Source organism: Immundisolibacter cernigliae (assembly GCF_001697225.1).
In the GTDB taxonomy this organism is placed as follows: Bacteria; Pseudomonadota; Gammaproteobacteria; order Immundisolibacterales; family Immundisolibacteraceae; genus Immundisolibacter; species Immundisolibacter cernigliae.
On sequence record NZ_CP014671.1, the window covers coordinates 1,690,167 to 1,703,191 of the forward strand.

The 13,025-nt window shown below is 67.1% G+C and carries 13 protein-coding genes; 6 read left to right on the forward strand and 7 right to left on the reverse strand.

Translation table 11 applies throughout. The features are described from left to right. Positions 1-13 precede the first annotated feature (13 nt). The gene (gene dut, locus PG2T_RS08045; protein WP_068804064.1) at positions 14-469 is read right to left on the reverse strand and encodes a dUTP diphosphatase; all 456 of its coding nucleotides are present in this window, start codon (positions 467-469) and stop codon (positions 14-16) included. Then, entirely contained in the window at positions 456-1,667 is a 1,212-nt protein-coding gene (gene coaBC / locus PG2T_RS08050; protein WP_068804065.1) for a bifunctional phosphopantothenoylcysteine decarboxylase/phosphopantothenate--cysteine ligase CoaBC, read from the reverse strand. Before coaBC ends, dut begins: the two co-directional genes overlap by 14 nt. Positions 1,668-1,725: 58 nt before the next feature. On the opposite strand from coaBC, the gene radC reads away from it, so the two are divergent. Both radC and PG2T_RS08060 read left to right on the forward strand, forming a co-directional pair. Continuing rightward, complete coding sequence (radC, locus tag PG2T_RS08055) at positions 1,726-2,400, forward strand: RadC family protein (RefSeq protein WP_068804066.1); 675 nt, start codon at positions 1,726-1,728, stop codon at positions 2,398-2,400. Positions 2,401-2,513: 113 nt separating this feature from the next. Further along, positions 2,514-3,827, forward strand: coding sequence for an MFS transporter (locus PG2T_RS08060; RefSeq protein WP_068804067.1), 1,314 nt, complete (start codon positions 2,514-2,516; stop codon positions 3,825-3,827). Here PG2T_RS08060 and PG2T_RS08065 read toward each other — a convergent pair. Beyond that, entirely contained in the window at positions 3,824-4,237 is a 414-nt protein-coding gene (locus PG2T_RS08065; protein WP_158513167.1) for a TIGR04211 family SH3 domain-containing protein, read from the reverse strand. The genes PG2T_RS08060 and PG2T_RS08065 overlap by 4 nt on opposite strands. A gap of 110 nt (positions 4,238-4,347) precedes the next feature. On the opposite strand from PG2T_RS08065, the gene PG2T_RS08070 reads away from it, so the two are divergent. Next, a complete protein-coding gene (locus PG2T_RS08070) occupies positions 4,348-5,475 on the forward strand; it encodes a GNAT family N-acetyltransferase/peptidase C39 family protein (RefSeq protein WP_068807976.1) in 1,128 nt (375 codons plus the stop codon). A 7-nt stretch (positions 5,476-5,482) separates the two neighbouring features. Further along, a complete protein-coding gene (locus PG2T_RS08075) occupies positions 5,483-6,961 on the forward strand; it encodes a RimK family protein (RefSeq protein ID WP_068804072.1) in 1,479 nt (492 codons plus the stop codon). Between the two features lie 225 nt (positions 6,962-7,186). Here the strand turns inward: PG2T_RS08075 and PG2T_RS08080 are convergent, their stop codons facing one another. Further along, positions 7,187-7,759: a hypothetical protein gene (locus PG2T_RS08080; RefSeq protein WP_145931046.1), complete on the reverse strand. Its 573-nt coding sequence runs from the start codon at positions 7,757-7,759 to the stop codon at positions 7,187-7,189. Between the two features lie 251 nt (positions 7,760-8,010). After that, positions 8,011-8,787, reverse strand: coding sequence for an SDR family oxidoreductase (locus PG2T_RS08085; protein WP_068807979.1), 777 nt, complete (start codon positions 8,785-8,787; stop codon positions 8,011-8,013). Positions 8,788-8,927: 140 nt separating this feature from the next. Between PG2T_RS08085 and PG2T_RS08090 the strand changes: the two genes are divergently transcribed. Continuing rightward, on the forward strand, positions 8,928-10,106 hold the full coding sequence (locus PG2T_RS08090) for an acyl-CoA dehydrogenase family protein (RefSeq protein WP_068804076.1): 1,179 nt from the start codon (positions 8,928-8,930) through the stop codon (positions 10,104-10,106). A gap of 75 nt (positions 10,107-10,181) precedes the next feature. Here the strand turns inward: PG2T_RS08090 and PG2T_RS17015 are convergent, their stop codons facing one another. Next, on the reverse strand, positions 10,182-10,355 hold the full coding sequence (locus PG2T_RS17015; RefSeq protein ID WP_083215028.1) for a phage integrase N-terminal SAM-like domain-containing protein: 174 nt from the start codon (positions 10,353-10,355) through the stop codon (positions 10,182-10,184). 153 nt (positions 10,356-10,508) lie between these two features. On the opposite strand from PG2T_RS17015, the gene aqpZ reads away from it, so the two are divergent. Further along, entirely contained in the window at positions 10,509-11,198 is a 690-nt protein-coding gene (aqpZ, locus tag PG2T_RS08095; RefSeq protein ID WP_068804078.1) for an aquaporin Z, read from the forward strand. A 956-nt stretch (positions 11,199-12,154) separates the two neighbouring features. Here the strand turns inward: aqpZ and PG2T_RS08100 are convergent. Continuing rightward, positions 12,155-12,961: an enoyl-CoA hydratase/isomerase family protein gene (locus PG2T_RS08100; protein ID WP_068804080.1), complete on the reverse strand. Its 807-nt coding sequence runs from the start codon at positions 12,959-12,961 to the stop codon at positions 12,155-12,157. Between the last annotated feature and the right edge of the window lie 64 nt (positions 12,962-13,025).

The window sequence follows — 13,025 nt, forward strand, 5'->3', positions numbered from 1 at the left end:
TGAAAGGCAAATCTCAATCGCGGCCGGTATGGCCAAAACCGCCGGCGCCGCGCGCCGACGGCGTGAAGCTTTCCACCACCGCAAACTCGGCCCGCACCACCGGCACCAGCACCAGCTGCGCGATGCGCTCGCCCGGCTCGATCGTGAACGGCGCCGCGCCGCGGTTCCAGCACGACACCATCACCTCGCCCTGGTAGTCGCTGTCGATCAGCCCGACCAGGTTGCCGAGCACGATGCCGTGCTTGTGCCCCAGACCCGAGCGCGGCAGCAGCACTGCGGCCAGGCCCGGATCGGCGATGTGCATGGCAAAGCCGGTGCGGATCAGCTCGGTCTGTCCGGGCAGCAGCGTCAATGGCGCGTCCAGACACGCCCGCAGGTCGAGGCCCGCTGCACCGTCGGTGGCGTGCTGCGGCAACGCGAATTCGCGGCCCAGACGCGCATCCAAAACCTTGATCTCAACCCGGCGCATGCAGCCGCTGCGCAATCACGTTGATCAAATCGCGTGCCAGCGCCGCCTTGCTGGCGCGCGGCAGTTCCTGCTGCCCGCCCGGCCACAGCAGCGTCAGCGCGTTGTCGTCCACCTCGAAACCCTGGCCGGCGCCGACCGTGTTGGCGGCGATCAGATCGAGGCGTTTTTCCTCCAGCTTGCGCCGCGCGTAGCCGAGCACATCGTCGGTCTCGGCCGCGAATCCGACCGTGAACGGCCGGTCGGCGCGCGCCGCCACCTCGGCCAGGATGTCCGGATTGCGCACCAATTCGACCGTCAGCGACTCGCGCGTCTTCTTGATTTTCTGCCCGGCCGGCTGCGCCGGACGGTAATCGGCCACCGCCGCGGTACCGATGAACACGTCCATGCCGGCCACCGCATCCAGCACCGCGCGATGCATGTCGAGCGCCGAGCGCACCCGCTGCACCGTCACGCCCGGTGGGTCCGCCAGCGCCACCGGGCCGCTGATCAGCAGCACCTCGGCCCCCGCCTCGCGGGCGGCCTGCGCCACCGCGTAGCCCATGCGCCCGGAACTGCGGTTGCCGAGGTATCGCACCGGGTCCAGGTCCTCGAAGGTCGGCCCGGCCGTCATCAGCACCTTGCGCCCGGCCAGAGCGCCCGCGTTTGACTCACCGCCCAGCAGCGCCGCGCCGCGGTCAACCAGCTCCAGCGGCTCCAGCAGGCGTCCCGCGCCGACCTCGCCGCAGGCCTGACTGCCGCTGCCGGGACCCCACACCTGAACGCCGTCGGCCATGATCTGGCGCAGATTGCGCTGCGTGGCCGGGCTGTCCCACATGCCGGCATTCATGGCCGGCGCGATGGCGATCGGCACCCGCGCCGCCAGGCAGCAGGCGCCCAGCAGATCGCCGGCCAGGCCGTGCGCCAGACGCGCCATGAAATCCGCCGTGCAGGGGGCGACCAGGATCAGGTCCGCCCAGCGCGCCAGCTCGATGTGGCCCATGCCGGACTCGGCCTGGGCACTGAGCAGTTCCTGATGCACCGGCTGGCCGCTGACCGCCTGCAGCGTCAGTGGCGTGATGAAGGCGCCGCCGGCGGCCGTCAGCACCACCTGCACCTGCGCCCCCGCGTCGCGCAGGCGGCGCACCAGCTCCGGCGCCTTGTAAGCGGCGATGCCGCCGGTCACGCCCAGCAGGATGTGTTTATTGGCAAGTGCGTTCATGATTGTGCGCAGCAGTTTAGCAGCGCGTTGTGACGGCTACTTTTACCGGAGGACCCGCATGGCAATCGTGGATTGGCAACCCGACGAGCGCCCGCGCGAGCGGCTGCTGGCCAACGGCCCGGCGGCGCTGAGCGACGCCGAACTGCTGGCGATTTGTCTTCGCACCGGCGTGCGCGGCGAATCGGCGGTCGATCTGGCGCGCAACCTGCTCGCCGAGCACGGGGGCGTGCGCGGCCTGCTGACCGGCGATCGCCACGCGCTGCTGGGTCGGCGCGGTCTGGGCGCCGCCAAGTACGCGCAGCTGCTGGCGGTGGCGGAACTGGGCCGCCGTTACGCGCAGGAAGTGCTGCGCCGCGGCGAGGCGCTGGCCTCGCCGCAGGCAGCGCGCGATTACCTTTCCATGCAGCTGCGCGACCACCCGCAGGAGGTGTTCGGCTGCCTGTTCCTGGACAACCGCCACCGCGTGCTGGCCTTCGAGGAACTGTTTCGCGGCACCGTGAACGCCGCCAGCGTCTACCCGCGCGAGGTGGTGCGCGCGGCGCTGCGCCACAACGCGGCGGCGCTGATCCTGGCCCACAACCACCCGTCCGGCGTGGCCGAGCCCAGCGACGCCGACCTGAGCCTCACGCGACGCCTCAAAACCGCCCTGGAACTGGTCGACGTGCGCGTGCTGGACCACATCGTCGTGGGCGACGGGCAGACCACGTCGCTGGCCGAGCGCGGGCAGTTGTGAGCAGCCCGCCGGCCTGAGCCGCGACGCCCGCCAGCACGGCGGGGCACAATCGGATCATGCCGCTTGATCCCGCCTCTGTGATTTCCGACCCGCCCGCGTCAGGCCGACCCTCGATGCTGCGGGCGCTGCGCCACCGCAACTTCAAGCTGTTCTTTTTCGGCCAGCTGCTGTCCCTGCCGGGCACCTGGATTCAGATGGTGGCGCAGTCGTGGCTGATCTACCGGCTGACCGATTCGGCGGTACTGCTGGGACTGGCGGGCTTTGCCAGCCAGTTTCCGGTGTTCCTGATCGCGCCCCTGGGCGGCGCGTTGGCGGACCGCTTCAGCCGCCACCGGCTGCTGATCGGCACGCAGGTGGCGTCGGCCGTGCTGGCGCTGAGCCTTGCCGCGCTCACGCTCAGCGGCCAGGTCGAGGTCTGGCATGTGTTCACGCTGGCCTCGCTGCTGGGCGTGGTCAACGGCTTCGATCTGCCGGCGCGCCAGGCGTTTACGGTGCAGCTGGTGGGCCGGGAGGATCTGCCAAACGCCATTGCGCTGAATTCCTCGGCCTTCAATGCCGCGCGCCTGGTCGGCCCGGCGGTGGCGGGCGTGCTGGTGGCGGCGGCCGGCGAGGGCTGGTGTTTTCTGCTCAACGGCGTCAGTTACGCAACAGTGCTGGCGGCGCTGCTGGCGATGCGCCTCACGCCGACCGAAAAGCCGATTCATACCGGCTCCATGCTGGAGCACATCGTGGACGGCATACGCTACGTGCGCGGCCATCTGCCGATCCGCAGCCTGCTTCTGCTGCTGGGCATGGTCAGCCTGGCCGGCATGCCGTACGCGGTGCTGATGCCGGTGTTCGCGGACCGCATCCTGCACGGCGGGCCGCAGGGGCTGGGCATTCTGATGAGCTGCGCCGGCGGCGGGGCATTGGTCGGCGCACTGCTTCTGGCGGCGCGGCGCAGCCCACGCGGGCTTGGCGGCTGGGTGCCGTGGGCGGCGTTCGGATTCGGGCTCGGCCTGGTCGGCTTTTCGCTGTCGCGCAACTTCTGGCTGTCCGGCGTGCTGCTGGTGCCGACCGGCTTTGCCATGATGGTGCAGATGGCGGCTTCCAACACGCTGCTGCAGATGATGGTGCCCGATGCCCTGCGCGGGCGGGTGATGTCGCTTTATTCGATGATGTTCATGGGCATGGCGCCGCTGGGCTCGCTGCTGGCCGGCAGCCTGGCCGAGGTGATCGGCGCGCCCGGCACGGTGGCCGGCGGTGGCGCGCTGTGCATGCTGGCGGCGCTGTGGTTCAGGCGACGCTTGCCGCAGATTCGCGGCGCCATCCACGGCATGGGCGGCGCCGGTCCGGGCGCGCCGGCTGCGGATGGCCGCGGAGCGCAGCCGGTGGACAACGCCCGGCGGCCTGAGCCGCAATCCGGGGCGCCTGACCGGCCGAGCTAGCGAAAGCCGCCGTAGCCGCGTCGCTTGCGGCCGCCCAGCAGCGGCAGGATGAGGCCGATCAACAGCCCGGCCGCGAGCACCGCGGCGCCGGTCACGAACCAGCGGCGGCGGTCATCGGTCCGCAAGGCAGCCGCTTCGTCGCGCAGCCCGTCCACCTGCGCCTGCAGGGACTGGACCTGCTGTTCGAGTTGCTGGTTCTGGCTGGCCAGCGTCGCGGCCTGGCCGGCCGCTTCCTGCAGGGCCGGTTGCTGCGCCACCAGGGCCTCGTGTTCGCGCTGCAGGGCGCGCAGCGCCTGCGCCGGCTCTACCGTCGGCACGCGCGCGGGCTCCTGTCCGGGCTCCAGGGCCAGGCATCGCCCGCTCACCAGCACGGCCAGCGCGAGCGCGAACACACATCGATTCAAGGTCATGGGCAGCAGGTCTCCGGCAAAGCAGCGCGGCATTCTAGCAACCCGGCCCGGCAAGCCCCGGGCCACGCCTTACAATGCGCGCCAACCCTGTCCGCGGTATGCGCCTGCCGATGATCCGCCCCGCCACGCTGGACGACCTGGATGCCCTGCTCGCCATCGAGGAGCGCTGTTTCGACAGCGATCGCCTGAGCCGGCGCAGCTTTCGCCACCTGCTCACGCGCGGTCACGCTGCAACCCTGGTCGCCGACGAGCACGGCGCGATCCGCGGCTACGGCATGGTGCTGTGCAACGCCGGCACGTCGCTGGGGCGCCTGTATTCGTTCGCCGTCGATCCGTCCGCCCAGGGCCGGGGGCTCGGCCATCGGCTGCTGGAAGCCTGCGAGCAGGCGGCGCTGGCGCGCGACTGCGTCACGCTGCGTCTTGAGGTCCGCCCCGACAACGCGGCCGCAATCCGCCTGTACGAAGCCCACGGCTACCGCCGCTTCGACGTGGTGGAGGATTACTACGAGGACCACGCCGAGGCGCTGCGTTACGAGAAACAGGTCGCGCCGCACCTGAAGCCCGACCTGGTGCCGGTGCCGTATTACCAGCAGACGCTGGATTTCACCTGCGGACCGGCGGCGCTGATGATGGCGATGAAGGCCCTGCAGCCGACCCTGCGCACCGACCGCAAGCTCGAACTGCGCCTGTGGCGCGAGTCGACCACCGTGTTCATGACCTCCGGCCACGGCGGCTGCGGCCCGTACGGCATGGCGCTGGCCGCCTGGCAGCGCGGTTTCGACGTCGAGGTGTTCGTCAACGACGAGGGCGCGCTGTTCGTCGATTCCGTGCGCAGCCCGGACAAGAAAGCCGTCATCACCCTGGTGCAGGAAGACTTCCTGGACCAGCTGCGCGCCCTGCCGGTGCCGCTGCACCGCGGCGCCGCCAGTCTGGATCGCTTGCAGGCGGCATTCGCCCACGGCGGCATCCCGATTGTGCTGATCAGCTCGTATCGCATCTATCACGAAAAATTTCCGCACTGGCTGGTGGTCACAGGCTTCGACGACCGCTACGTGTACGTGCACGACCCCTTCGTCGACGACGAGGCCAGCAAGACCCGCATGGACTGCATCAACATGCCCATCCTGAAGAAAGACTTCCAGCGCATGGCCCGCTACGGCAAGGCCGGCCAGCGCGCAGCGCTGGTGATCCGCCGCCGCGCGAAAGCCGCCAGCGTGCCGGCCGTGGCCACGGGCTGAGGCGCCGATGTCGGTTCATCTGATCGTGGTGGAACACCGCCGGGACTGGCCGGCCCACTTTCCGCCGGCCATGGTGGTCACGGTGCAGGACTACCTGGCGACGCCCGAGTACCAGAAGCTGCGCGACGTGCGGGTGCTGAACCTGTGCCGTGGCTACCGGTACCTGAGCCTGGGGTACTACTGCTCGCTGCTGGCCGAGGCGCGCCGCCACCGGGTGATCCCGGCCATGCGCGCCATCACCGACCTGTCGGCCAAGGCCATCTACAGCCTGGGTGCGGAGGATCTGGACGCGCAGGTGCACCGCTCGCTGTCGCGCCGCATCGCGCGCGAGGCCGGTCGCAGCGAGTTCGAGATGGACATCTACTTCGGTCGCTGCGCCGACGAGGCGCTGCAGGACCTGGCCGAGGAAATCTTCGAGCTGTTCCCGTGCCCGCTGCTGCGGGTGCAGTTCGAGCACGACAGCAAGTGGCGCATCAGCGCCATCCGGCCGCTGGCACTTGGCGCCATCCCCGCCGAGCAGCAGGGCTTGTTCGTCGCCAGCTTCGAAGCCTACGTCAGCCGGCGCTGGCGCTCGCCGCGGGTGCGCGAGTCGGCCCGCTACGACATTGCCATCCTGCACAACCCGGCCGAGAAACTCCCGCCGACCAGCGCCCGCGGCCTGCAGCGCTTCATCCGCGCCGGCAAGAAGCTCGACCTGTCGGTGGACCTGATCGAGCGCAAGGACTACGGCCGGCTGGCCGAGTACGACGCGCTGTTCATCCGCGAGACCACGGCCATCGACCACCACACCTACCGCTTCGCCAAGCGCGCGCAGGCCGAGGGCATGGCGGTGCTCGACGATCCGGACTCGATCGTCAAGTGCACCAACAAGGTCTACCTGCACGAGCTGCTCAGCGCCAATCGCGTGCCGGTGCCGCGCACGCGCGTGCTGCAGAAAGGCCAGCTCGAAGGCCTGGCGCTGGACGCGGTGACCTACCCGGCGGTGGTGAAGATTCCTGACGGTTCCTTCTCGCGCGGCGTGCACAAGGCCGAGAACCGCGAGCAGCTGGAGCAGTACGCGCGCGAGCTGCTGCGCGAATCGGACCTGATCCTGCTGCAGGAATTCGTGTACACGGAATTTGACTGGCGCATCGGCGTGCTGAACCGCCAGCCGATATATGCCTGCCAGTACTTCATGTCCAAGCACCACTGGCAGATCGTCAAGCACGGCGCGGACGGGCAGGTTACCGAAGGCAACGCCCGCACCGTGGCGGTGGAAGACGCCCCGCCGCAGGTCGTGAAAACCGCACTCGCCGCCGCCAACCTGATCGGCGACGGCTTCTACGGCGTGGACATCAAACAGTCCGGCGAGCGGGTGGTGGTGATCGAGGTCAACGACAACCCGAACGTCGACCCGGGCGTCGAGGACGCGGTGCTGGGCGATCGCCTGTACGAGCTGATCCTGGAAGACCTGGCGCGGCGCCTGGACGAGCGGCGCGCCCGGTAGGGAAGCTGAATAGATCCATCCCCGGTTTCCACCGGGGCAGGCCTGGATTTCTCAGCGCCCGCAACCGAAAAACCTTGTGGGAGCGCAGCTTCGCTGCGCGATGATCGCCCGGCGCAGCCGGGCTCCCTCAGTTTTCCGACGGCTCACACGATCAGCAGCTTACAGCCTCTGATCTTGGCAGCGCCTCCCTGCGCTGCGGCAAACGCTGAATACTTCAGCGTTTGCCTAACGCGCGACGCGTCGGCGCGCCAGCAGACCGACCAGTGCCAGGCCGCTACCCAGCAGCACGGTAGAGCCGGCTTCGGGTACCGGGGACAGGGGGGCGAAATTCACCGTCAGCCTTGCGTTGTGATAGTAAAAATCCCCGTCCGCGGCGGCCAGGAAAAAATTCAGCGCGCCATCGGCAAGGTAGTTCGTTACGTCGAAGGTAGCGCGCTGCCAACTCGGTCGTGCCCCTTCGGCGACCTGGAAATCCACCGAACCGCCGTTGACTGTCGTGATGCTCACGCGGTCGTTTCCATCACCCCTGCCCTGGTCGTCACTGAGCAAGACGGACAGGGTCGCCGAGGTTATCGGCCCCCAGCTCGAGCTGTCGTAACTGATCATGACCCCGGTTTCAGTCGGTGAGGCCATCAGGATGCTGACGTCGGTATCCTCGGCAAAGTAGACCAGCGTTTCCGCCGAAGCAGACGCCGCAAATGCGAGCGCCGCGGTCAGACAAAATCCACGAACGGCATATTTCATTGTCACGCCCTCAAGCTGAATATTCGGTTCAAAACGACAACCCACCACGGGCACGGATGGAACCTCGCGGGGTGACACCGCAGGCTCGGCCAAAGCCAGCCCAGCCGGTGTGTGTACACGGCGTGCCCCTTGGCGAACTGCTTAGAATGTTGCCGCTGGATGAAGGTTTGATGACAAGTCCGCGACGGGCCGTTGGCACCAGCGTGATAGTGGGCAGGGACCCTGGCGCTGGACGGTTGGGCGATCAGCAGGGTTGATCGCCGCAGCATCCGGCGCCACGACTGGACGAGAAACACACACGGCAATCAGCGCAGCGTCAGCCCGCCATCGGCGACGATCACCTGGCCGGTAATCCAGCGCGCGTCGGACGAGCACAGCAGCGCGATCACGCGCGCGATGTCGTCGGCATCGCCGACCCGCCCGCGCGGCGTGCGCTTGACCCACTCGGCCGCGGCAGCCGCGTAACCACCCGGCTCGTGCGTGTCCGCCCACAGGCGCGCCGAATCGGTGGCGACGAAGCCCGGCACCACGCAGTTGGCGTTGATGCCCAGCGGCGCCAGCTCCGCCGCCAGGTACCGGGTCAGCGTTTCCACCGCCGCCTTGGCGGCGCCCAGCAAGCCGTGCCCCGGCAGGCAGCGCAGCGTGTCGAAGCCGGACACCGTCACGATGTTGCCGCTGCGCCCCTGCATCAGCGGCACCGCCGCGCGCACCAGCGTCAGCAGCGACTGCACGCTGGTGTCCAGCGTCATGCCGATGTTGTGCGGGGCCAGTTCCAGCAGCGGCTTGAAGGCCGTGGACGCAGCGTTGGCGACCAGCATGTCCAGCCGGCCGAAGTCGTTGCCGACCTGCGCCACCAGCGCGGCGACGGCCTCCTGGTCACGCAAGTCGGCACGCACGGCCACCGCCCGCACGCCGGCCGCGCGTGCCTCGCTGCACACGGCCAGCGCGGCTTCCTCGTCGCGCCGGTAATGCACGGCAATGTCCGCGCCCCGGCGCGCCAGCAGCAGCGCGGTGGCACGGCCGATGCCGCGCGAGCTGCCGGTGATCAGCGCCACCTGGCCGCGAAAAGGCTGTTCTGCCATGACTCCCCCAATGATCATCGTGCCAACCGCACGCGCAGCGTGCCCGACCGGCAGTGTGCCGGAGCGGATGCGCCCGAACAAAGGCTGGCGCCTGCGCTAAGGTGACGGCCGCGGCGGGCGACAGCGAGGAGGCTGAGGCGATGAGCGATTTCCGGCTGGATGACGATCTTGAAGCGTTCCGCGCGCAGGTGCGCAAGCTCGCCGAGCGCGAATTCGCGCCGCGCGCCGCCCACTGGGACGAGAACGAGGAATTCCCGGAAGCCAACCGCCGCCTGCTGGGCGAGCTCGGCTACTTCGGCACGCTGATTCCGCCCGAGTACGGCGGCTCGGGCGGGCGCATCATCCAGTCCTGCCTGCTGGTGGAGGAAGTCGCCCGCGTCTGCTTCAACACCGCCAGCGTGTGCCAGATCGCCGTGCATGGGCCGTCGCGGGCCATCACCGTGCTCGGCAGCGAGGCGCTCAAACGCCGCCTGCTGCCCGGCGTCGTCACCGGCGAGCACCTGATTGCCATCAGCATCTCCGAGCCGCAGGCCGGCTCGGCGGTCACCGACCTTCGCACCCGGGCTGTGGACGTGAGCGACGCCTACCTGCTCAACGGCCACAAGTGCTTCACCACGCTGGGCAATTACTGCACGCACCTGCTGGTGATGTGCCGCTTCGGCAAGTCCAGCGGCGCGCGCGGCATCGGCGCGCTGGTCGTGGACCGCGACACGCCCGGCCTGCACCTGGGCAAGCCGGACAAGAAAATGGGTGGTCGCGGCGCGCCGGAGTGCGAGGTGTTCTTCGACGATTGCCGGGTGCCCAAGGCCAACCTGCTGGTGCCCGGCGATCCGAATTCGACAGCCGGCTTCAAGCGCCTGATGGACGTCTTCGGCCCGGAGCGCTGCGGCAATGCCGCCATCTGCGTGGGCCTGGCGCAGGGCGCCTACGACGCGGCGCTGGCGTATGCCCAGCAGCGCGAGCAGTTCGGCCGGCCGATCATGGAATTCCAGGGCATCCAGTGGAAGATCGCCGATATGGCGACCCAGCTGCACGCCGCCCGGCTGATGGTGTACCGGGCGGCGACCAGCGAGCGCGACGGCTTTCCGGACCCGCGCGACACCACAATGGCCAAGCTGTACGCCAACGAGATGGTGCAGCGGGTCACCAGCGAGGCGCTGCAGATTCACGGCCACGGCGGCTACACGCGCGCCCTGCCGCTGGAGCGGATGATGCGCGACGGGCGCGGCTACGCCGTCGGCGGCGGCACGGTCGAGATCCTGCGCAACACCCTGGCGGCGCTGGAGTTCGGGCGCAGCTTCGATCAACGGCGGGGGTAGTTGGCGTGCGCTGAGCCAAGGCGCGAGGCGCATCCCGTGCGACCTGTGGTCAGCCGCCTACCCTGTTTGTCCCCCTTAATTCCGAGGAACAGCCGTCGACATGGGAACGGGGGGCTGTCCCCGCTTATTACTCCGGGGATGGCGCTTGCCGTGGAATAGGATGTATCGTTTTATCCAGTGGACGTAGGAAGTCTCGGCCCGCTTAGCGTACCCCAGCCGCCGGACCCGGTCCCGAACCTGGTCCAGCAGCTTGGGGGGCTAAGTGGAGGGGGCCGGATAATCCGGCAAGGCCATTCAACTTGCTGATTTATAAGGACTGTTTATGAAATTCATGCCAGATTGTACGCCACATGGTGTACATATTACGTTGGGCATCACTATCACAAAGCAGAGGAGAAACGTATGAAGAAATATGGCGCAGAGTTTTTTGGAACCTTCTGGCTGGTTCTTGGTGGTTGCGGCAGTGCCGTGTTAGCAGCTGCGTTCCCAGATGTTGGCATCGGCCTGCTTGGCGTATCACTGGCGTTCGGCCTGACCGTGCTCACTATGGCCTTCGCTATCGGACACATATCCGGTTGCCACCTCAACCCGGCAGTGTCGCTTGGTCTTTGGGCCGGCGGTCGTTTCCCGGCAAAAGAACTACTGCCCTACATTGTTGCGCAGGTTTTGGGCGGCATTGTGGCTGGTGGTGTTCTGTATCTCATTGCCAGCGGCAAGGCGGGTTTTGATCTATCCGCGGGCTTTGCGTCAAATGGTTATGGCTCCCATTCACCTGGCGGGTATAGTTTGCTGGCTGCCCTGATCACTGAAGTAGTCATGACCATGATGTTTCTCCTTGTCATTCTAGGTGCTACTGACAAACAGGCCCCACAGGGATTCGCACCGATTGCCATTGGCTTGTGCCTGACACTCATTCACTTGATCAGCATCCCGGTTACAAATACCTCGGTGAATCCTGCGCGCAGCACCGGCGTTGCTGTGTATGTTGGCGGTTGGGCGATTTCACAGCTTTGGCTTTTCTGGGTGGCTCCGATTATTGGAGGTATGCTTGGCGCCGTGATCTATCGCTTTATCGGTAACGAAGAGAACTAACAGGGAAAATGCCCAACAAGGCGCTCCAGCGGGCCGTCGCTACCGCGCCGGCCGCTGAGCGCGGACGTTAGATGGCCTACCAAGACGTGTTGTGGAGCTGATGAGAGGATGTAAAGATGGGTTCCGTACAAGAAGACCCACCGGTACTCAAGGAATTCAAGCAGTTCATCGAGTTCCTGCAGAATCTTTGGACTATCCTCGCAGGAGTCTCGGTACTCTTCCCCCTGTCCAATACATTTGGCCAGGTTATTCCGCTGGCCCAATAGACCGACGGTGGCTTTGCCTATTTGTCACCCCCTTTGGTAACAAGCCTAACGACACTTGCATGTCTCTTCATCATACTGTGGACGTTTGGGAAACGTGAGCACATGCACAAGCACCGGGCTTGGAGCGCGCTTCCGAAGCAAGCAGGGCAGTCCTTTGTGTTAGGAGTTGCGGCCCTTGTTGTGTATTTAGTGAGCCCTATGCAATTAAGCACGATTTTTATTTCCGGGTGCTAGGCTGGGAAAGTGAGGATTTGCGGCGTATTGCAGGGGATCTGGTGTTATTGATCACCTATGCCAGCTTCTTTGCGTTCGTTACGCGGGCTTTTCTTGGGGCTGCGAGAGTACTTGAGAGCTAAGACTACTGCCGTCTAACCAGCGGTTCGAGCAGACGCGCTAACAGCCGCGCGCCGCTCATCCGCGCGTTAGGCACAGCGAGCCGTAGGTTGGGCAAAGCGCAGCGTGCCCACACGGCTCTTTTAATCCGGATTAAGAAAATACATGAAGGCTTTCCCCTTTCTATCCCGCGCCCAATCTTTCCGTGGATCTGCGATTGAGCCTGGGCATTCGGTCTGCGCGGGCACGCTGCGCTTTGCCCGCCCTACAAAGCTGACCATTCGCTGCAGGCGCGACGGCCCTGTCGAGCCGCGGCCTGAGTTCAAACGTTAACAGTCAGCCGAGCCCGGCAGGCACTTACTCGCCTTCCCGCCCCAGGCGCTCCCAGTCGAAGGCCAGCGGCTGGCGGTCCAGCGTGCGCTGCACGGCGTCCTGGTAGTAGTCGGTGCTCATGCACACGGCCTGGGCGTGGCTTTCCAGGTCTTCGAGCGCGTGGGCGTCCAGGTGCAGGGCCTGATTCAGGATGTTCTTGGACAGGCCCAGCGCCTCGCGTGAGGCGTGGCAAAAGCGCTTGGCCAGTGCCTGCGCGGCGGGCATCAGCTGCTCCGGCGGATGCAGGGCGTAGACGATGCCCAGTGTCTGCGCTTCCTCGGCCGGCAGGACGCGGGCCGAGTAGATCAGCTCCTTGGCGCGCGCCAGGCCAACCACGCGCGGCAGCAGGTAGAACATGCCAAGGTCCGGCACCAGGCCGATGCGGCCGAACACGGCGCAAAAGCGGGCGCGCGGCGTGGCGAGGATGAAATCCGCCGCCAGCGCGAACGAAAAGCCGGCGCCGTAAGCCGAGCCGTCCACGGCCGCGATGACCGGTAGTTCCAGATCCACCAGATCGCGCAACCAGCGGTGCACGGCCTTCACCCGCCCGCGCGAGGCGTGCGGCGGGCGGCGCTGCTCGCTCATGCTGCGCAGATCGCCGCCGGCGCAGAAATGCTCACCGGCGCCGGTCAGGATCAGCGCGCGTATCTCGGTGCTCGCCGCCAGTTCTGCAACCACGTCGGCCATTTCGGCGCGCATGGCCATGTCCAGCGCGTTGCGGGCCTGCGGGCGGTTCAGGGTCAGCGTGGCGATGCCGTCGGCGACGACGAAGTCGAGCGTGGTGTAGGGCATTGGACGGACCGGCTGGGGGTGGTTGGAGCACTCTACTGGCGGGCCTTGCGGCCGCCAAATCGCG

Excerpts from the sequence above, each read along its gene's own strand:
- dut (WP_068804064.1), bottom strand. The coding sequence starts at position 469 with ATGCGCCGGGTTGAGATCAAGGTTTTGGATGCGCGTCTGGGCCGCGAA.
- coaBC (WP_068804065.1), bottom strand. The coding sequence starts at position 1,667 with ATGAACGCACTTGCCAATAAACACATCCTGCTGGGCGTGACCGGCGGC.
- radC (WP_068804066.1), top strand. The coding sequence starts at position 1,726 with ATGGCAATCGTGGATTGGCAACCCGACGAGCGCCCGCGCGAGCGGCTG.
- PG2T_RS08060 (WP_068804067.1), top strand. The coding sequence starts at position 2,514 with ATGCTGCGGGCGCTGCGCCACCGCAACTTCAAGCTGTTCTTTTTCGGC.
- PG2T_RS08065 (WP_158513167.1), bottom strand. The coding sequence starts at position 4,237 with ATGACCTTGAATCGATGTGTGTTCGCGCTCGCGCTGGCCGTGCTGGTG.
- PG2T_RS08070 (WP_068807976.1), top strand. The coding sequence starts at position 4,348 with ATGATCCGCCCCGCCACGCTGGACGACCTGGATGCCCTGCTCGCCATC.
- PG2T_RS08075 (WP_068804072.1), top strand. The coding sequence starts at position 5,483 with ATGTCGGTTCATCTGATCGTGGTGGAACACCGCCGGGACTGGCCGGCC.
- PG2T_RS08085 (WP_068807979.1), bottom strand. The coding sequence starts at position 8,787 with ATGGCAGAACAGCCTTTTCGCGGCCAGGTGGCGCTGATCACCGGCAGC.
- PG2T_RS08090 (WP_068804076.1), top strand. The coding sequence starts at position 8,928 with ATGAGCGATTTCCGGCTGGATGACGATCTTGAAGCGTTCCGCGCGCAG.
- aqpZ (WP_068804078.1), top strand. The coding sequence starts at position 10,509 with ATGAAGAAATATGGCGCAGAGTTTTTTGGAACCTTCTGGCTGGTTCTT.
- PG2T_RS08100 (WP_068804080.1), bottom strand. The coding sequence starts at position 12,961 with ATGCCCTACACCACGCTCGACTTCGTCGTCGCCGACGGCATCGCCACG.